This window comes from Vibrio sp. V12_P9A6T4 (genome assembly GCF_963874835.1).
In the GTDB taxonomy this organism is placed as follows: Bacteria; Pseudomonadota; Gammaproteobacteria; order Enterobacterales; family Vibrionaceae; genus Vibrio; species Vibrio anguillarum.
Genome location: NZ_CAWNJO010000040.1, coordinates 41,904 through 60,076, shown reverse-complemented (window position 1 = coordinate 60,076; position 18,173 = coordinate 41,904). Strand labels below are relative to the sequence as shown.

19 protein-coding genes are annotated in these 18,173 nt (G+C 46.5%); 4 read left to right on the top strand and 15 right to left on the bottom strand.

Annotation, left to right across the window (positions count from 1 at the left end):
- Window positions 1-72: 72 nt before the first annotated feature.
- Complete coding sequence (locus AACQ42_RS05390) at window positions 73-729, top strand: hypothetical protein (protein ID WP_094166098.1); 657 nt, start codon at window positions 73-75, stop codon at window positions 727-729.
- Between the two features lie 54 nt (window positions 730-783).
- On the top strand, window positions 784-2,019 hold the full coding sequence (locus tag AACQ42_RS05385) for a zinc-dependent metalloprotease family protein (protein WP_094166097.1): 1,236 nt from the start codon (window positions 784-786) through the stop codon (window positions 2,017-2,019).
- Window positions 2,020-2,065: 46 nt separating this feature from the next.
- On the opposite strand, the gene AACQ42_RS05380 is transcribed toward AACQ42_RS05385, so the two are convergent.
- Genes AACQ42_RS05380 through slyA form a run of 3 tightly spaced genes read right to left on the bottom strand, consistent with a single transcriptional unit; the run spans window position 2,066 to window position 4,657 of the window.
- Window positions 2,066-3,100 carry a DUF2955 domain-containing protein gene (locus AACQ42_RS05380; protein WP_094150507.1) on the bottom strand — a complete coding sequence of 345 codons (1,035 nt, stop codon included), beginning with the start codon at window positions 3,098-3,100 and terminating at the stop codon, window positions 2,066-2,068.
- 12 nt (window positions 3,101-3,112) lie between these two features.
- Window positions 3,113-4,168: an HlyD family secretion protein gene (locus tag AACQ42_RS05375; protein WP_094166096.1), complete on the bottom strand. Its 1,056-nt coding sequence runs from the start codon at window positions 4,166-4,168 to the stop codon at window positions 3,113-3,115.
- 6 nt (window positions 4,169-4,174) lie between these two features.
- On the bottom strand, window positions 4,175-4,657 hold the full coding sequence (slyA, locus tag AACQ42_RS05370) for a transcriptional regulator SlyA (RefSeq protein WP_019283056.1): 483 nt from the start codon (window positions 4,655-4,657) through the stop codon (window positions 4,175-4,177).
- A 113-nt stretch (window positions 4,658-4,770) separates the two neighbouring features.
- On the opposite strand from slyA, the gene AACQ42_RS05365 reads away from it, so the two are divergent.
- Window positions 4,771-5,799 carry a VirK/YbjX family protein gene (locus AACQ42_RS05365; RefSeq protein WP_017046842.1) on the top strand — a complete coding sequence of 343 codons (1,029 nt, stop codon included), beginning with the start codon at window positions 4,771-4,773 and terminating at the stop codon, window positions 5,797-5,799.
- Between the two features lie 33 nt (window positions 5,800-5,832).
- Here AACQ42_RS05365 and AACQ42_RS05360 read toward each other — a convergent pair whose 3' ends face one another.
- The 12 genes from AACQ42_RS05360 to AACQ42_RS05305 form a co-directional block, all read right to left on the bottom strand.
- Entirely contained in the window at window positions 5,833-6,591 is a 759-nt protein-coding gene (locus AACQ42_RS05360) for an EAL domain-containing protein (protein ID WP_026027758.1), read from the bottom strand.
- A gap of 98 nt (window positions 6,592-6,689) precedes the next feature.
- Entirely contained in the window at window positions 6,690-8,243 is a 1,554-nt protein-coding gene (locus AACQ42_RS05355) for a cryptochrome/photolyase family protein (protein ID WP_094166095.1), read from the bottom strand.
- A 155-nt stretch (window positions 8,244-8,398) separates the two neighbouring features.
- Window positions 8,399-8,773 (bottom strand): rhodanese-like domain-containing protein, encoded by a 375-nt coding sequence (locus AACQ42_RS05350; RefSeq protein WP_017049317.1) that lies wholly within the window; start codon window positions 8,771-8,773, stop codon window positions 8,399-8,401.
- A 50-nt stretch (window positions 8,774-8,823) separates the two neighbouring features.
- On the bottom strand, window positions 8,824-9,921 hold the full coding sequence (locus AACQ42_RS05345; RefSeq protein ID WP_094166094.1) for an ABC transporter permease: 1,098 nt from the start codon (window positions 9,919-9,921) through the stop codon (window positions 8,824-8,826).
- Window positions 9,918-10,844: an ABC transporter ATP-binding protein gene (locus AACQ42_RS05340; protein WP_017044975.1), complete on the bottom strand. Its 927-nt coding sequence runs from the start codon at window positions 10,842-10,844 to the stop codon at window positions 9,918-9,920. The genes AACQ42_RS05345 and AACQ42_RS05340 overlap by 4 nt, the downstream gene beginning before the upstream one ends.
- A complete protein-coding gene (locus AACQ42_RS05335; RefSeq protein WP_094166093.1) occupies window positions 10,844-11,806 on the bottom strand; it encodes an HlyD family secretion protein in 963 nt (320 codons plus the stop codon). The genes AACQ42_RS05340 and AACQ42_RS05335 overlap by 1 nt, the downstream gene beginning before the upstream one ends.
- 91 nt (window positions 11,807-11,897) lie before the next feature.
- Window positions 11,898-12,557: an HAD family hydrolase gene (locus AACQ42_RS05330; RefSeq protein ID WP_017044976.1), complete on the bottom strand. Its 660-nt coding sequence runs from the start codon at window positions 12,555-12,557 to the stop codon at window positions 11,898-11,900.
- Window positions 12,558-12,561: 4 nt separating this feature from the next.
- Window positions 12,562-13,611, bottom strand: coding sequence for an ABC transporter ATP-binding protein (locus AACQ42_RS05325; protein WP_094166092.1), 1,050 nt, complete (start codon window positions 13,609-13,611; stop codon window positions 12,562-12,564).
- On the bottom strand, window positions 13,608-14,411 hold the full coding sequence (locus AACQ42_RS05320; protein WP_094166091.1) for an ABC transporter permease: 804 nt from the start codon (window positions 14,409-14,411) through the stop codon (window positions 13,608-13,610). The genes AACQ42_RS05325 and AACQ42_RS05320 overlap by 4 nt, the downstream gene beginning before the upstream one ends.
- Entirely contained in the window at window positions 14,398-15,297 is a 900-nt protein-coding gene (locus AACQ42_RS05315; RefSeq protein ID WP_026027756.1) for an ABC transporter permease, read from the bottom strand. Before AACQ42_RS05315 ends, AACQ42_RS05320 begins: the two co-directional genes overlap by 14 nt.
- The gene (locus AACQ42_RS05310; RefSeq protein ID WP_017049310.1) at window positions 15,297-16,100 is read right to left on the bottom strand and encodes an alkaline phosphatase family protein; all 804 of its coding nucleotides are present in this window, start codon (window positions 16,098-16,100) and stop codon (window positions 15,297-15,299) included. The genes AACQ42_RS05315 and AACQ42_RS05310 overlap by 1 nt, the downstream gene beginning before the upstream one ends.
- Window positions 16,101-16,109: 9 nt before the next feature.
- On the bottom strand, window positions 16,110-17,171 hold the full coding sequence (locus AACQ42_RS05305; protein WP_094166090.1) for an ABC transporter substrate-binding protein: 1,062 nt from the start codon (window positions 17,169-17,171) through the stop codon (window positions 16,110-16,112).
- A 212-nt stretch (window positions 17,172-17,383) separates the two neighbouring features.
- On the opposite strand from AACQ42_RS05305, the gene AACQ42_RS05300 reads away from it, so the two are divergent.
- On the top strand, window positions 17,384-18,136 hold the full coding sequence (locus AACQ42_RS05300; RefSeq protein WP_094125826.1) for a UTRA domain-containing protein: 753 nt from the start codon (window positions 17,384-17,386) through the stop codon (window positions 18,134-18,136).
- The last annotated feature ends 37 nt before the right edge of the window (window positions 18,137-18,173 follow it).

Here is an 18,173-nt window from a genome sequence, read left to right as displayed (position 1 = left end):
TTCATACATCTTATGTATCTATATATATGCCACATCTAATTGTCGGAGATATAAAGTTTGAAAGTTAAGATAATGACCATTTTGTTATTAGCAATATTCGGTCTCATTGTTGGTAAATATTACATTAGCCATAGTTCATTAACATTAGTGCCTGCCCCCAAAGCACCGAATAATAACGAGGATACTGATTTTAAAGCCGCAACAGTTGCTGATGAGCGCCAGCTGATGAAGCCACCACGAGAAGATGCATCGAGCGCTGGAGATGCTCGTTCTGCTCTGAATTCCGAGCCTATCACTGAAGAGCGCATGCTTGCGGCGCAAACCGTTGATGAAGTATGGCACGACATCAACCCAAGCCCAGCGTTGCAAGCCATTAGGCCGAAAAGTGATGCAGTGACGGAAATCAAAGCGATCGAAATCGAAAATATTGAACAATTCCGAGTTCTGGCAATGGGCGATGCTGTCACGGTCACTATGCCTGATAACCAGCCAGTCAATATCCAAGTCACTTCATCAGAAATTCAGAATGAAGGCGTCCGGACTTGGTCTGGGCAGTTTGAACTCGACGGGGAAGTTTACCCGGCCACATTCACTTTCGGCAAAACGGCAATACTTGGTTTTATTGGTCATCCCAGTGGCCAAGTCAAGCTTGAAGGCAACGGTAGTGAAGCATGGGTTTACCGAGTACCACCGAATCATGGCTATGACGAAACCTCGACCAGCCATTGATACCTAAAACGCACGGCTTTGTGTGTTAATAAAATAAATAATGTAGGAGTTTTTATGAAAATAGCGTCATTGGCATTAGCCGTGGTGTTAGCAACGCATGCGTTACCGAGTAGCGCAACCACAGAAATTGATATTCTAGGTGTTTACACACCTGGCACGGCTGAGTGGTTTCAGCAAGATCACGTGGCTGAAATCCAGCACCGATTTAACGTGGGAAATGAAATTCTGCGTCAAAGTGGTCTGGACATCAAAGTCAACTTAATTGGCACGAAAGAAGTAAAATACGATACGCAAAGAGGGCTGAAAAAATCGCAAGAGCAGGCGCTTGATGCGATTACTCCCGGCAATAAACAAGATCCGGCGTTTGCCGATATTGAGCAATATCGTAAGCAGGTTGGCGCGGATATGGTGGCGCTGTTTCGTAATCTAGATATTAAAAATTCTCCTGATTATGAAGATAAAGGCAATGGTACTTACATGCTGAGCTGTGGTCTAGCATGGATAATCCCTGCCGCGTATTGGAACAATAGTGCGCGTTATGCGCAATCTAGAATGTACAGTCATAGCTATTTGAATGAGTGTGGCGATGATACGTTTATTCACGAATTAGGCCACAATTTGGGCTTGAACCATGCTCATGAACAGTACAATGGCGAACCTCATCTTTCAAATGGTACAGAGCAAGATGCGTATGGTTATGGGGTTCAAGGCCAATTTGCGACGACCATGGCCTATGGTTTCTTATTTGGTATTCATAGCCGTTCTTACACATTCTCTAACCCAAGCAAAGTGTGTAAAGGTCAAGCATGTGGTGTCACTGACTACGCGAACTCGGTGCGAGCGATTGGCCTGAGCGCACCACACATTGCGGCGATTTATACACGTCCAGATGGGAGTAATGACGGAGGAACGTCACCCACTGAACCGACTTCGCCCCAACAAGCCATCTATGATTTACAAGGGCCTTTTGCCATTCCCGATCATGCACAAGGAGAGTTAGCACTTCCGATTAATGTGACTTATCAAGGAAATGCGGAAACGGCCACTATTCAACTTAATATTGAACACCCATTTGTGGGTGATGTTTCAGTCAAGTTGTATGCACCTGATGGTGGCTATTGGAACTTAAAATCGTATAACCAGTATGATCGCAACACGGCTTATCGTGTTCGCTTTACACTCAGCGGAATGCAACAAATGAACGTGCAAGGCCAGTGGCGTTTAGTCGTGGCGGATCACTATCAAGGTTTAACGGGTGTATTAAATTCGGCACGCTTATCCTTTGAATAAAGGTTTGCTGTGATGTTGACCCTGCACCTATGTGCAGGGTTTTTAATTACTGGCCAAATTGGGTGGCTTTGAATTGATTCAGCAATCGATGGATCACATAGGTTGTAAGTAATGTGGCGACAATAGCAAACAAAATACTGCCGACTCGGTACAGGGCACTGAAAATTAAATCATTGCCCGGCGTCAAATATTGACCAAACAAGATCCCCAAGGTAGTCAATGAGCCAAAGCCGACCCCTGAACCGCTGGATTCTTTTACATGCCAGTAGCTAAAGAGCATCGCACCTATCCACAGCAGCGGAATAACAAATAAAAGCTGACCTGACCAATCGTAGAGTAGCAGTTGGACCGCAATACCGAAAGTGACACCAAGCAGAGTACCCATCGCGCGTTTGCGTGCGTAGCCTAGCGCTCCGTTCCAATGCATCGGGAAAAGTAGCAACAAGGTTGTGGCTTGCGCGGACATTGAATCTTGCAGATCGAATATTTGAAACACAACGAAAGAGAGTGTGGCAATGGTTGCGCCCATGAGCGCTTCATGACGCATACGGTGTGACTCTTTGGCCACGCTTGCATGAGCGGGAGGTTGCCTTTTCTGTGCGTCGGGAATACAGAATGTCACCAGATAAGCGACCATTACCGAAAGCAAATTCGCGATAAAGTTGCTGGTAATCAGATCGTTAAGATCAGTTGTGGGGTAGCTTGCAAAGTGCAGCATGATGCTCAAGCTCAATACGCTGTTCGCTCCAAATAAGAATAAGCTGCCTTTCGACATACAAGCAAATTTGTAGAGAAACAGTACAAAAGCCATCATCGTCATCAGTGCCGGATGAGCGCCAAACAGCCCCCCGAGAATGGCTACTTCTAAGCCACAAACGACGGCGGAAGCAAGCAGTTGCTTTGCGGCGTGCGCATTCATGACGGGCACCATGCCCAGTAACAGCATCGGTGTTACGGTAAAAAATACCCCGTAGTTCCAACCCAGTAGTTTACAAAAGGTAAAACCAAGCGTCGCACCTGTTGCTATTCTGACGCATTGGCGAAAGTCATTTTCAGATAATGGATGATCCCAAAGTCGCATTTTTTACTCCGCTTAATAGACGTAGTGCAGAGTGCTCAGAAACTGAATTTGCATTTTTGCCAGCCAAGCAAACGGGCCACTTTCTGGTAGCAACTGTACCGTCGCACGAGCACCGGAAGGCAATGTTGACATCGTTTCATCGAGCGAAAGGTGCACACGCATGCGTTGTGCATCACGCACCCAGCGATTAGATTCTGTTGGAGTGGCTAAACGCCCATTCGCATCAAACTGACCAGTGCTTACCCCAGCATCCAGGCTACGAATACGCGCGGTAAAGACTTCGCCGGGTTTGCTATCAAAAGCAACTAGGGCGAGGCTATTGTCTGGGAAATGGCGTAAGCTTTTTTCTCTAAAATCAGCAATCACGTCTACATCCGTCGCTACCAACGCAACTAACGGCGTACCTGCTGCGGCGTAGGTGCCCGTTTCAAGCTGTAAGTTGGTAATGACACCATCTTGCTCTGCTAGCGTTTGTGTGTAGGCAAGGTTTAGCTTGGCCTGCGCCAATTGGTTCAAAGCGGCGCGAATGCTGACGTTACTCTCGTCACTATTACCTCGACTGACGTGCAATTCTTGCAGGTGAGCTTGCGCTGCAACCAAATTGGCTTTCGCGGCGGTAGCGCCACTTTGTGCATCGTCTTTAAGTTGTTGAGAAGTCCCATTGCGTGCAAACAGAGTGTTTAATCGGTTAGCTTCGCGCAACTTTTGATCGGCAACGATACGGCTTGCCGTGACATTAGCTTCTGCGGCTGCAATCGATGCATCCAATTGAGCGTTACCTTGTACCGCACGTTCATAATTGAGTTGGGCCTGCTCTACCGCCAGTTGATAGGGTTGTGGGTCGATGGTGAAAAGTACTTCACCCTTGTGTACGGTTTGATTATTAGTGACAAAAACATCACTGATTTGACCATTAACTCGGGGAGATATTTTGGTCACAGTCCGCGTTGCCATGGCTTGCGGTGTTAAAGGCATAGCCAAATCGGCCACCAAAAAATAGGCAAAGAGCGCCACAAAAGCGACGATGGAATATTTGATCCAAAGTGCAAATTTTTGATCAGGTGTCATAAGTAATTATTGTTCCTTTGAAGGTGTTGCTATCGGTTTGCTGAGCGTATCTAGAGCGTTGTGTGAGATTTGTTCGAGCGTAAGAGTCAGTTGGTGCAATTGTTGATCGTCAATATTACCCAGTAAGTTTTGGCGAACTTGCAAAATACGGGTTTCCATCTGCTTGATAAGAGCACGCCCGTTACTCGTCAAACTGACGATTCGAGCGCGCTTATCGTTGTGACAGCAGTGACGTTCGATCAGCGATTGTTCTTCGAGCTGCTTTAAAGTTCGCATTAAAGAAGCCAGTTCTATTTCTAACGCTTCGGCTAAGGTTTTTTGACTGACGTTGTCACCGAGACGCTGTAATTTCCACAATGCGGTCCAACGAGGATGGGTAAGGCCCAAGGGTGAGAGTTCTCGGTCCGCCACCATTTTCCATAAGCGTGAGAGACGAGCAAACTGCTCAGCGAGTGATAATTCTTTCAGGGTGTGCGTATTTTCAATCATAACGAGTCACATATTACTTAGCGTGCTAAGTAATATAATTTAGTTAGCGCGCTAAGTAAATAGCTAATGACGAAGGCTGACATTTTCATACAAACTCAGGACAGCACCCCTCAATGAAACACTGTACATTATTTTCAATGAGCGACTCCCCAATGTTTGAGGCTGTCCTAGCTGCTGAAATTCTGGTCCATACTATGATAATTGAAAATAAACTCGACTACCTGTTTAGCCTGTCTGAACTCTCCGAAACGATTTACCCCAATACCAAAGGCTGGTCTAAAATCAGGAAGAATATCCGTTTTTGTTTATGGGGAGTGACCAATGCCTATGCTCTAAAAAGTATGCTGAGGCTGTTTTCGTGCTCCGAGTTAGCGGAGGTATTGAAGCAATGTCCACAGTTTTTGGAAAAACCATTAAAACCTTATCTCTGCGTCAATTGGTCTGCCAAAGAGCGTACATGGCACATTAATCAACATTTTATCTACTTAGTTGAACAGTTTGGCTTTAATGCTGCGAAGTTTTTCTCAGAATCAGGCTTCTCTATTTTTGATTTTTACGACAAAAATGGGGCGAGTTATTCATTAAGCCTGTGCAGTGGAGAGATAAGAGAAGGTTCGTTGGGGCTGCAACTGACGGATGAAAAAGGGCAGAAAATTTACTCGATCAGTTTCAATGTTTCTGATCAAGGGCGCAGTATTTACATTGGTTCACTACAAGGTCCAAGCAGTGGTGTGACCGATCGTAATCAAATCATTAAAGATTTGACGCGCACGACTCACGGTTTAAGAACCAAAGCACTGATGGTTGAAATGATCATGACGCTAGCGCGTATTTTAGGGGTTGAGAACCTGTATGCGATTTCTAACCGCGGCCATATGTATCAAGCGTTGCGTTATATTGGCTCAAAGCGCAAATCAGTAAGCTTTGATTACGATGAACTGTGGACAGAGTACGAAGCAGAGAAAATGAGCAAATATTTGTACCGTTTGCCAACCACGCCAAACCGCAAAGGTGTTGAGACGCTAAATCGCAATAAACGCCGTCTATATACTAAACGTTATGAGTGGTTAGCCGAGGTGGAAACAGCCATGTCGGGCCGTATTGAACAGTTGAAACTTATGCCCAAGCATTTCGTGGTTTGATGGATCCACAAAATTAGAGGCTGATGTTATGGTTCAAAACGTCACTGTAGGCAACGCTTCAAACTCAGGTTTCGCAAAATAGTAGCCTTGCATGAGTTCAATGCCGAGTCGTTTTAGCCATAACATTTCTTGTTGAGTTTCAATACCTTCAGCGAGTGGACAAATCCCTAGCTCAATGAGCATTGCGACAGTATGACGGACGATTGCTTGCTTTGTGATGTCTTGATCGATATTACGCAGCAGTGACATATCTAATTTTACTATTTTAGTTTGGAAGTTAACCAATAGCCCAAGCCCGGCGTAGCCTGCACCGAAATCATCAATCGCGGTAGTAAATCCTAGGTTGGAGTAATAAGCGACGATCCGTTTTATGTGCGCTGTGTCTACGATTTTTTCCACCTCAGTAAATTCAAACATGATCCGTTCTGTCGGGAAACCGAACTGCTTTGCTGCCTCTAATGTGGTGCGGATACAACGTTCTGGTTGGTAAACGGCATTAGGTAAAAAATTAATGCTCAAAATACCTGACAGTTTTAGTTTAGCCGCGAGTTTAATCGCTTTGATTCGACAAAGTTGGTCAAAGCGGTATCGGTTATCATCACTGACTTGTTCAATGATGGAGTAAGCCGATTCATTATTCAGACCTCGTACGAGTGCTTCGTAGCCAAAGATGGTGTTATCTGCAACGTTAACTATGGGTTGGAAAGCCATGGTGAAGTCAAAAGGCAAGCTTTGTTTTTCTGAGCATTGCTGGCAAATACGTTGGTCCATATGGACTTGCTGTTGTTGCATAATCACTCACTGATATTTAATCGAATAGCATGATTATAGTTACTTGCAGCGTGCTCACCAAATTGCATAAATCAAAACGTGACCAGTAAACCGACGAACTACAGCTCTTCAATATGGTGTAGATAGTATTGAGCTTGAGCTAAGATTGCTTGTTGAGTGGCGTTTTCTGTGTTGTCCCAATTTTTATAAATCATGCCTATCCTTGGATTTTTGGCTAACCGTTCACGATGAATGAGCATGAACTGCCAATATAAACTATTGAATGGACATGAATTTAGACCACTACGGCTCTTTACTTGGTAGTGACAATCTTTGCAGTAATCACTCATTTTATTGATGTAAGAGCCGCTTGCGGCATAAGGCTTGGTGGCAACAATTCCTCCATCAGCAAACAGAGCCATACCTCGGGTATTGGGCATTTCTACCCATTGCAATGCATCAATATAAATACCTAAGTACCAGTCATCCACCTCATCCGGCTCGCAACCTGATAGGAGTGCAAAATTACCCGTGATCATCAAACGTTGGATATGATGTGCGTAGGAAAACTCCAGTGATTGAGTTACGGCTTGTTTAACACAATGCATACGAGTATCCCCTGTCCAATAATAGTGAGGAAGAGGTCGTTGAGCGTCAAGGGCGTTGTGCTTGGCGTATTGGGGCATGTTCGCCCAATAAATGCCTCGAATGTACTCACGCCAGCCCAAAATTTGCCTAATGAATCCTTCGATTTGTGCTAAATCCATCGTATTGTCATTCTCAAATCGCATGAGTGCACTTTGAATGACTTCTGCAGGCGATAGTAGTTTGCAGTTGAGTGCAAAAGAGAGCCGGCTATGGTAGAGGCTCCAACGATGTGGGCTCTTTGCCGTCATTGCATCTTGAAAGCGACCAAACAGCGGCAAGCCGTACTGACAAAAGTGGGCCAATAATGACAGCGCTTGTGAGCGGTTAATCGGCCATAACAATGAAGGAGTATACAGGCCGAAAACGTGAATATTATGGTGCTGTAAACGGTTATAAATTGCACTGACATCGTTTTGAAAGCTAAGTGGTTTGGGTAGGTTTTCTATGTCTTGCGCGCTGAGCTTATTGCGATTTTGGTGATCAAAATTCCAACGCCCACCCAAAGGCGTTTGATGATCATCTTGCAGAAGAATACCGAATCGCTTACGCATTTTGCGATAAAACGGCTCCATAATAGTGGTTTTGTTGGTGTTAAAATGCTGAGTGATCTCGTCAAAAGGCAATAAAAAGTGTTCAGTATCAAAACAAGTCACTTGTGTATGAGAGAGGTTTAGCTCCTGCAACTGTTGCCAAACTCGGTATTCATCAGGTCGCTGATAGTGAAAGTATTCTGCGTTGATCTGATGACACAGATCGCTAATCAATGGTGGTAGCTGCAAATAATCGGCAGTTTCATCAAGGGTCAAGTAGAGAACCTGGTGTCCCTCACTTTGCAATAATTCGGCAAAAGCTTCCATCGCGGCAAAAAAGGCGCAGATTTTTTGAATGTGATGTTTTACATAGCCTGTTTCTTGTTTAAGTTCAGCTATCACGTACAGTACGGAGTCATCCGTTTTGTTAAACCAAGAGTGCTTGATGTTGAGCTGATCGCCTAGGATCAAGCGTAAGGTTTTGTACGTTTGCATGCTGTATACCGTTGAGATTGGTTATCGAACATCTTCTACGTTCCAATCAAAAAATCGATCATTGTTGCCGAATAACAAGCGGTGTCTTTCTGTTGCGCTTTGAGAGCCAATTAAGAACAAACAAGAGCGATAACGTGAATGTGAGTAGGCTAACATCAATTGAGCGGCTTTATTGCCGAAGGATGAATGATCATTTCCTCTAAACCGCCGCCGTTATGTACTTGAGTAAACCCTTGCTCGAGTAAATAGGCCATGGCTTGGCCCGATCGATTGCCGCTGCGGCAGTAAACCACAATCGGTTGTTGTTTATCGATGTGAGAAAAAGCACTGCTAACAGTATCAAGTGGGTAGTTTAGCGCACCTTCAATATGGCCAGCTGCAAATTCTGCTGCGGTTCGAACATCGACTAAAAGCGCGCCATTTTCAATCCATTGCCATGCTATCGTTGAGCGCTCCGATGCCAATGCATCTGAGGTATTGGAGATCAGGCCTACACACAATAACGCTTTGGTCATCAGTGACTTTAACATGTTAGTTTCCTTCTTTTGGCTTAAAAATTAGCCTTCAAATGTGAATGGCGTTAATCAAGAGATTTCTTAAATCTCAAAGACGCGACGATAATCCCACCGACGGTAAAGCTCAACATCCATAACGCATCTTGCCATAGATCCATGAGGTTAGCACCGCGCAACACAATCCCGCGGATCATGCGCATAAAGTGGGTCGCGGGCAACGCTTCAGAAATCCACTGCGCTGCTACTGGCATGCCTTCGTAGGGAAACATAAATCCAGAAAGTAAAATCGAAGGCAGTAAGATAAAAACAGTCATTTGCATGGCTTGCAGTTGAGTGGAAGCAATGGTTGAAATCACCAAACCTAAGGTCAAACTGGCGGCGATAAACAGCAGCGTACCGAAGAGAATTTGGCTGATCGCACCATTAATGGGCACGTCAAAAATAAAATGCCCTAAGCCCAAGATGATGAAGACCTGAATTAATCCGACAAAAATATAGGGTACAATTTTGGCGACCATAAGCTCAATAGAGTGAATTGGCGTTGTGATCAGCAGTTCTAAATTGCCGCGCTCTTTTTCTCGCACAATCGCGGCACTGGTGAAGAGGATCATCGTCATGGTTAAAATGACCCCCAGTAAACCGGGTACGATATTGACCGCAGAGCGGCGAGTGGGGTTATAAAACAGCGTGACTTCAAAGGTTTTGACGGTAGCTGGACGAATGTCAAAATCAAAATCGGTCAGCGGCATGGATTGCAGACCTAAAATGGAGGCACTGATCATCGTATCGGAGCCATCAACAATCCACTGGCCTAACACGCGATTTTGCACCGCGCGCTGGGTGAGATCTTTTGGCAGGATCAGCGCTGCTCTCACGTTACCTTGTTCAATTGCATGTTCAGCTTGCTCTGCTGTGGCAAAAGTGTGTTTGACGCTCACAACTTGTGTGGCTTTGACTGACTCCACAATTAACCGTCCGAGGGTACTTTCACTTTGATCAACGATGGCGATCGGAATATTGCGTACGTCAGTATTGATGGCAAAGCCAAACAGCAACAACTGGATCAGTGGGATCATCACTACCATGCCAAACGTAATTCTGTCTCGCGAGAGTTGGCGTATCTCTTTCACCATCACCGCTTTCATTCGAAACAGTGCTTTCATTGACGCCCCTTGCCAGTCACAGTGACAAAGACATCTTCCAAACTTGGGCGAGCTAGATTCATCTCAGCTTCAGCCAGTTCAGGGAAGGTTGTTTTTAGCCACGCGATAGGTTGTGTGACTTGTTGATGAATAAGGATCCGCAAGCGGATGCCAAGTTGTGCAGCAGAGCGAACCTCCGCCCGAGCCATGACTTTTTCTTTTAATTGGCGCAAATTATGGGCTCGGACTTCGACAATGTTAACGCCCATCGTGTTCATTAAGGTTTCTGGCTCACCATCTGCACGAATTAAACCCGATTCCATGATGGCTAAACGGTGGCAGCGTTCCGCTTCATCCATGTAGTGAGTGGTGATCAAAATGGTGGTGCCTTGGTCTGAAAGATCGAACAATTGTTCCCAAAATTCCCGTCTATTTTCAGGATCGACCGCCGACGTTGGTTCATCCAAAAACAGCAGTTCAGGTTTATGCATCGTGGCTGCTGCTAGTGACAAGCGCTGCTTTTGGCCGCCACTCATCCCACTTACGCGTTGTTTTCGGCGCTGATCAAGCCCATAAGTGCACAACTGTTCATTGAGTCGTTGTGCCAATGCTTTGCGCGGCATACCAAAAATTTGTCCAATAAATTGTAGGTTTTCCTCGACGGTTAAATCATCGTATAACGAAAATTTTTGTGTCATATAACCAATTTTTAGGCGCAATTGCTCGGATTGTTTTGGGATCGCTAACCCCAGCACATCAACACTGCCAGAGGTAGGGCTTAATAAACCCGTGAGTACGCGAATTGTGGTCGATTTGCCACAACCATTTGGGCCGAGAAAACCGTAAATGGTTCCTTTGGGGACACTCAGATTGATGCCTTCAATCGCAGTGAAATCACCAAATTTTTTGACCACATTACGGGCGTGAATGGCGAGTTCAGTCACTATTTTTGCCTCGCTAAATCGACTTGCGCCGGAATGCCAGAAGGGAGCGATTGCGCGGATCCGGGCAGATCCACTTCGGCTAGATACATTAAGCGGGCGCGTTCATTTTCGGTCAGTGCGTAGTAAGGCGTGAAAGAGGGTTCCGTTGCCACCCAACGCACAGTGCCTTGCAGCGGCTCTTTTATACCGTCGATATGCACTGGAAACTGTGCGCCCGGCACGACCGCTAAACGATGTGGTGCGGGAACGTAGACACGAGCATAAGGGATGCGGCTGGCTTGGATGATAGCGACAATGCCGTTGTTTGGGACGCGCTCACCCAAGTTGTATGGGAGGTTATCCAAAATTCCATCGCGTGTGGCGACAATGGTTAACTCGTCGAGCTTTTGCTGTTGCAGTGAGATGTCGGCTTTGGCGGCGGTCAGCGCCGCTTGCGCTTGTTCGATATCTTCAGGGCGAGTGCCAGCGGTGAGCTTAGCAAACTCTTCTTTTGCAGAATCGAGTTCGGCGCGAGCGGCATCACGCGTGGCGGTGGCGCTGTCTTTTTCTGATTGGCTGAGGAGCTTTTTACCGACCAGTTCTTCCACACGTTTGAAGTTTTGCAACGCCTCTGTCAGTGTGGCTTGCGCGCGATTGACTTTGGCTTGTGCGGCCGCCGTGTCTTCTTGGCGTTCACCATTGCTCAGTTTGAGCAAATACGCTTGCGCTTTGGTCGCCTCTGCGAGTGCATGGGCCAGCACCGCCTGCTGATTTCTGGTATCCAGTCGAACCAATACTTCGCCAGCATGCACTGCGCTGCCTTCCGCGACAGGAAGCGCGCGAATGATCTCATTGGCGGTGGCGGAAAAAGTGATGCGGTCTCGCTCTAAAGTGCCCAATGCTTGCGCGCTATTTTCCGGCGAGCAAGCATTGAGAGTTGACAGTAAAAGAGAGATAAAGGCAATGCGATGTTTCATGCTCATGGCGAGAGGCTCGGTTAACTTATTGTCTTCATACTAGAAGTTTACCGCCAGCGCCTCAAGCTACATGGTTCATCAAAAGTAGAGGATGTGATTAGCCCCACTTTAATATCGGCCATTGTTGGGGCTGCGCGTATTGGATGAGGCGCGTGCATGGGTTGACCAAATAGGTGAAATCGGCGTGTAGACACAAAGGTAAATCATTGATCGAGTCAGTGAAAAAATGCACTTGACCCACGTATTGTGGGCGCTCAGCTAGCCATTCGTTTAAGCGAGTGACTTTACCGTCTCGGTAGGTGGGTGTTCCCAAAATATGCGTGGTGTAATGGTTGTTCTCTATGACCATATCGATACCCATCGCCTCTGCAACGCCGATTTTACGGGCGACAGCTTTAACCAAAAAACTGACCGACGCCGAAATAATGAGCATTTGGATACGCTCATCCGTTAACTGTTTAATGAGTGCTTTGGCTTGAGGAAATAGCCTAGGTACGATGCGTGTAGCGACACAATCGTCCGCCAAGCGCTGGACTTGCTCTGTGGGCAGGGTGAGCAAAGGTTGCATCGCAAAATCGAGGTAATCTTCCATGTCCATTTCACCGCTGGCATAGCGTGACATGATCAGCCTATCCTGCGCGACAAAATCAGGGTCGCTCGCTATGCCCTTATCGGCCAAATATTCGCTCCAAATCATTGCGCAGTCGCCGTCAATCAATGTGTCGTCCATATCAAAAACGTATAGAGGTGTCGGCATCTATTTAGGCTCTCACAGGTTGTATTTCGTTAAGGTTAAACAGTAATTCTAGCTGACTGCCAGTGGCAAATAATCGCTCTGATGAACGATTGAGTAAATCGACCGTGAGCTCGCAGCCTCGCACATCCACATGGTAGCGAATGACATTACCCAGTAATTGGTGATGCTTGATGGTGCCATGTTGCGGCGCAGAAACATGGGCACCATAGCTCCGCCCAGCTTCTTTGACGTAGATGGATTCGGGGCGAATAGCCACTTTCCAAGCCGTGTCTATGTTAAACAACTGCTTGGCGGTGGCCGCCTCTACTAAATTGTAATGGCCCATAAAACCAGCCACAAACTCATTGGCTGGCTGAGTATAAATGCTTTCTGGGGAGCCTTGCTGAACGATTTCACCTTGGTGCATTAAAAAAATACGATCAGAGAGAATCATCGCCTCTTCTTGATCATGGGTTACAAATACGGTGGTGAGATTGAGCTCTTTTTGAATATCACGGATCTGCTGGCGCAAGTGTTTGCGAATTTTGGCATCCAGTGCTGAAAGGGGCTCATCAAGTAGCAAAATACGCGGTTTGACCACTAAGGCGCGAGCTAAAGCGACGCGTTGGCGCTGTCCACCCGAGAGCTGGTTGGGATAGTGTTTTTCTTTCCCTATCAGCGAAACCAGTTCGACCACTTTTTGCACTTCACGCGCGATGTAAGCTCTGTCTTGCCCTTGCATTTTGAGGCCAAAGGCGATGTTTTCAGCCACCGTCATATTCGGAAACAGAGCGTAGGATTGAAACACCATGCCAATGCCGCGTTGCTGTGGTGTTTGGTTAGTGATGTTTTCACCGTTGACCCAAATTTCGCCGTCATCGACGGGATTTAAGCCAGCCAAACTGCGCAATAAGGTCGATTTCCCGCAGCCGCTCGGACCAAGTAGCGTGACAAATTCCCCTTGCTCAATGGAAAATTCAATCCCTTCAAAAACGGTATTGTTGCCAAAACGTTTGGTGAGGTTGTCGACGTGGACGTAATCAGAACGAGAGGTTGTGTGGGTCGTGGAATTCATTGAGTGGATCCTCGGCTAAAACGACTGGCGAGCCAAGTCAGTAAAAAGATAAATAGGAAGTAAGTCATCACTAACGCGGAGGTGAAGTGACCACTAGTCTGACGCATGTTGTAGAGATAAATCTGCAAGGTTTCATAGCGCGTGCCGACCAGAATGTTCGCAAATACAAACTCGCCAAGTAGAAAAGAGAAGGATAGAAATAGCGAAGCCATCAACCCTTTTCTAATGTTTGGCAGTACGATCAGTAAAAAAGCACGGCTGGTGCTTGCGCCGAGCAGGTGCGCGGCATCCATGAGATCGTGTAGATGGATCGCCTCAAAACTGTTGGCAATTGCACGGTACATAAACGGCAGCGCAATGGTGAAATAAGTGCCAATCAAAATCCAAGGTGTACCCACAATTGGAAATTGGCTATCGGCGTACAGTTGCAGTAATCCAACTGAAGAGACCACAGGCGGTACCGCAAAAGGGATTAAAATCAGCAGGTTCATCACTTTATCGAGACGAGGGAAATAGTAAAACACCACGAAGATCGCCGGAATAATCAAAACCGCGCTGAGTGCCAGAGAAGCGATGCCAATCAGCAATGAGCGGCCAAATGCATCGAGAAAGCGAGGGTCGGTCAGCAGTTTGAGATACCAGTCAAAGGTGAAGCCATCGGGTAAAATCGTTGCGCCCCAGCGTGAAGAAAAGGAATAAACCAAGGTGGCCAAAATGGGCAGCAACATCACTCCCACGATGGAATAGACCACACTTTTATGAAAGGTGATTTTATCAAGGGTAGGATTAGCGTTTTGCATGGGTGTTCCTTGCGCTATAGCTTTTCGCAATTAGCCACTGATTGATCACAGTAATGAAGGCTAAAATTAGCATCAATACTACGGAAATGGCGGCGGCTAAATTGGGCTCTAAGAACAGATCTCCCGCCACTAAACTGGCAATGCGTACCGTAATGACGTTGTAGTTGCCGGATGTGAGTGCGTAGACGCTGGCATACGCGCCCATCGCATTGGCGATTAGGATAATCAAGGTGCCGAGTAGGGCTGGTGAAAGCACAGGCAAGGCGATTTTCTGCCAATATTGCCATCCGTTGGCACCCAGAGTAGATGCCGCCGCTTGCCAGTCATCACTGAGTGCATCAAATGCAGGGTAGAGCAGCAGCACGCCAAGAGGGATCTGAAAGTAGATATACATCGCCAGCAGTCCCCATTTGCCGTACAGGTTGAACTCTTCAATCAAACCGTATTGCTTTAGCAGCAAAGTCAGTGCGCCGTTGACCCCAAGAATAATAATGAAAGCGAATGCCAAAGGGACGCCCGCAAAATTACTGCTCATATTGGTAAAGGCGATCACACCATCGCGCAGCTTGCCATCGACTCGGCGTAAAGAGGCGACCAACATTGCCGCAATCGCAAGGCCCGCGACGCTGGACCATATGGCGAGCCACAAACTGTTGCCTAACCCTTGCAAAATAAAGGATGAGCTGAAAATTTCGCGATAATGGTCTAGTGACCATTGATCGTCGGAGATAAAGCTGTTGAACAAAACCCACAGCATGGGGGCGAGCTGAAATAAGTAGAAAAACAGCGCAAAAGGAGTAAGCCATAACGCAGGTTTGAGTTTGCGTGCCCAGTGCGTTGATTGGCTCAGCACGGCGCTAGGCTTGCTAATTACTTGGCTACTGATCATGCTAAGCACTCCGCAGAAAAGGGCTTATTGTGATCAAGATTAAGCAGTTGGCAGCACAGGCCGCAGAGCTCAGTTTGTTTGATCTCACAAGCTTGGTGCGAAAATTGATCGCCCAATACAAACAGCGGGACGTTGCGCTCTTCGGTTAATCTTCCGCCGTGTGACTTGTCATTGTTCATGCCGTGATCGCTGGTCACCATCACTTGGTAACCATCGTTTAGCCAGCTTTCTAAAAAGTGAGATAACAGCGCATCGGCCATGCGTGCACTATTACGATACTGTCCTGAATCAAGGCCAAACTTATGCCCAGCATCATCGATATTCATTGGATGGATCAGTAAAAAATCAGGCTGATGAGTACGACGTAAGTGTTCGGCGTCTAAAAACAGTGCTTCATCGGGATAGTGATCCCAGTGATAAAAACAGCCATGCTGAATATTGAGTGTTTTATCACAGGTAAAACGATCGCGCGTTGCATCAAAAGGCGCGCGGTTATAGAGCTCGCTGACCCAATGATACGCCGCTGCGGCTGTTGTCAGCCCTTGCTCTTTTGCCAAACTGAAGATGGATTGATGATGTGAAAGGCGCACAATGTGGTTATGAACAATGCCGCTTTCGACAGGCTTTACGCCAGTGAGTAGACATTCATACAAAGGACGCGATAACGAAGGTAATTCACATTGTAGGGAGTATAAGGTTGCTCTTTGCTGCTCAATTAAGCCGTTTAAGTAGCCCATGCAATCACGGGCTACGGAATAATTGAGTCCATCAAGAACAACAAGGATCACCTTATTGTTCATGGTTGCCTCTTACTGCTGGTGGATAATGACATTTTCTTGCCATTGACGTGGCAATTGGCGAGCTGATTTTTCCCAAGCATTAAAGTCGCTAATTGGGCTCACGTTCTGGTATTGATCGTTAGCAATCAATTTGCTTTGTACCGCAGCAGGCAGTGCAACGTTGCTGCGGATCGGGCGAGCATAGCCTTGTGCAAGGTTGATCTGGCCTTGATCGCTAAAGATGTATTCACGTGCTAGCTTGGCCGCGTTTGGGTTTTTGGCGTATTTATTGATGATGGTGGTGTAGCCGGAAATCACAGAACCATCTTGCGGAATGTTAACGCTAAAGCGGTTACGGTCAATTTGGTCACGGTAACTTAGGGCGTTGAAATCCCACAATACGGCCACTTCAACTTCACCTTTTTCTAGGTTAGCGATACTTGGGTCTGTAAATGATAAGCGACCTTGCTTGGCGAGTTTGGCAAAAAATTCGATTGCCGGATCGAGGTTCTTTTCACTGCCACCATGAGCAAAAGCAGCGGCTAGTACGGCATTATTTGCTTGCGCGGCAACACCGACATTACCAATACTGATTTTGTAATCGCCTTTGAGCAAATCGTTCCACGTTTTTGGCGCATTCTTGACTAGATTATTGTTCGAGATAAATGAAATGGTGCCCGTATAAGCCAGAGCCCAGTGGCCATCTTTATCTTTGGCCCAGTCAGGGATGTCATTCCAAGTGCTCGGTTTGTACGCTTGAGTTACGCCTTTTTTCACCGCCACACGAGCAAATGCAAAGCCAACATCACCGATATCGGCGGTCGCATTTTTCTTTTCGGCTTCAAACTTGGCAATTTCTTGCGCTGAGCTCATATCCGTATCTTGGTGTTTTAGGCCATAAATCTTACCTAAATCGCTCCACGTGTCTTGCCAGTTAGCCCAACTGCCGGGCATACCAACACTGTACACTCGGCCTTCTTGTTTCGCTGCGTTGATCAAAGATTGTAAATCAGCCTCTTTAGCAAAAGCCGAAGTTGAAAGAGTCAGCGCAAGTGCTGTGGCAGCCGCTGCGCGGGTAAATAAGGTTTTCATTGTCGCTATCCTTCTGGACTAGGTCAGTAAGTTCGATTTTTATCCTAGGGAAGAACTGTGACGTTTTCGGTGTAGTTATTTGACATTTTTGATGATTTTCTATTGCACTTTTATTTCAAATTCAATCAATTAGCCTGTCATAAATCTGTTATCTGCCTTAAGTAGCCTAAAAGACGTTTATTCACTTTGTATAATATTGGACTAGGTCACGCATGAGATTTCGCAGCGCTTTGCCAGTGGCAAATGCTCCTTTAGAAAAGACCCAACTTGGTAACATTAAAGGCACCCTTCGTGAGCAAATTTGCAGTGGGATGCTGAGCGACAGACAAAAACTGCCATCTGAACGTGAATTGAGTGAATTGTTTAATACAACGCGCATTACAATTAAAGACGCTTTGGTTTCACTGGAAACCGAAGGGTTGATTTACCGAGAAGAGCGGCGTGGCTGGTTTGTCTCTCCGGCGCGAATTCATTATAACCCGCTATCGCGTTGCCACTTCCACCAGATGATCCGCGAGCAGCACCGAATCGCAGAAACTAAGCTAGTTGCGGTACGCAGCGTGATGGCTTCTCGTGAGTATGCAAGAGCGATGGATATTGACCGAATTACGCCCATTCATATTATTGAACGGTTGCGCTCGATTGACGGGCGAGCGGTACTGTTTGTCGAAAACTGCCTGATTGCGCAGTGGTTTCCAAAGATATTAGAGGAAAATTTAACCGCTTCGTTAACGCATCTCTATCAGCAAAAATACGGTTACATCACCACGCGTTCTCGTTTTGAAGTAATCCCTACGGCTGCACCTCTTCATGTGGCAAAAGCGCTTAACTTAGCTGCTGGCCAATCTGTAATGAAAATTTGTCGAGTTAATTACAAACAAGATGGCGAGATCATGGACTGTGAATTTGAGTACTGGCGGCCAGATTCAGTCCTGATCCGTATCGACAGTTGTGATGGAGAATGAATAGCTTTAGACTCGGCGCAACCTTTTTCACCCTGCT

Excerpts from the sequence above, each read along its gene's own strand:
- AACQ42_RS05390 (WP_094166098.1), top strand. The coding sequence starts at position 73 with ATGACCATTTTGTTATTAGCAATATTCGGTCTCATTGTTGGTAAATAT.
- AACQ42_RS05385 (WP_094166097.1), top strand. The coding sequence starts at position 784 with ATGAAAATAGCGTCATTGGCATTAGCCGTGGTGTTAGCAACGCATGCG.
- AACQ42_RS05380 (WP_094150507.1), bottom strand. The coding sequence starts at position 3,100 with ATGCGACTTTGGGATCATCCATTATCTGAAAATGACTTTCGCCAATGC.
- AACQ42_RS05375 (WP_094166096.1), bottom strand. The coding sequence starts at position 4,168 with ATGACACCTGATCAAAAATTTGCACTTTGGATCAAATATTCCATCGTC.
- slyA (WP_019283056.1), bottom strand. The coding sequence starts at position 4,657 with ATGATTGAAAATACGCACACCCTGAAAGAATTATCACTCGCTGAGCAG.
- AACQ42_RS05365 (WP_017046842.1), top strand. The coding sequence starts at position 4,771 with ATGAAACACTGTACATTATTTTCAATGAGCGACTCCCCAATGTTTGAG.
- AACQ42_RS05360 (WP_026027758.1), bottom strand. The coding sequence starts at position 6,591 with ATGCAACAACAGCAAGTCCATATGGACCAACGTATTTGCCAGCAATGC.
- AACQ42_RS05355 (WP_094166095.1), bottom strand. The coding sequence starts at position 8,243 with ATGCAAACGTACAAAACCTTACGCTTGATCCTAGGCGATCAGCTCAAC.
- AACQ42_RS05350 (WP_017049317.1), bottom strand. The coding sequence starts at position 8,773 with ATGTTAAAGTCACTGATGACCAAAGCGTTATTGTGTGTAGGCCTGATC.
- AACQ42_RS05345 (WP_094166094.1), bottom strand. The coding sequence starts at position 9,921 with ATGAAAGCACTGTTTCGAATGAAAGCGGTGATGGTGAAAGAGATACGC.
- AACQ42_RS05335 (WP_094166093.1), bottom strand. The coding sequence starts at position 11,806 with ATGAGCATGAAACATCGCATTGCCTTTATCTCTCTTTTACTGTCAACT.
- AACQ42_RS05330 (WP_017044976.1), bottom strand. The coding sequence starts at position 12,557 with ATGCCGACACCTCTATACGTTTTTGATATGGACGACACATTGATTGAC.
- AACQ42_RS05325 (WP_094166092.1), bottom strand. The coding sequence starts at position 13,611 with ATGAATTCCACGACCCACACAACCTCTCGTTCTGATTACGTCCACGTC.
- AACQ42_RS05320 (WP_094166091.1), bottom strand. The coding sequence starts at position 14,411 with ATGCAAAACGCTAATCCTACCCTTGATAAAATCACCTTTCATAAAAGT.
- AACQ42_RS05310 (WP_017049310.1), bottom strand. The coding sequence starts at position 16,100 with ATGAACAATAAGGTGATCCTTGTTGTTCTTGATGGACTCAATTATTCC.
- AACQ42_RS05305 (WP_094166090.1), bottom strand. The coding sequence starts at position 17,171 with ATGAAAACCTTATTTACCCGCGCAGCGGCTGCCACAGCACTTGCGCTG.
- AACQ42_RS05300 (WP_094125826.1), top strand. The coding sequence starts at position 17,384 with ATGAGATTTCGCAGCGCTTTGCCAGTGGCAAATGCTCCTTTAGAAAAG.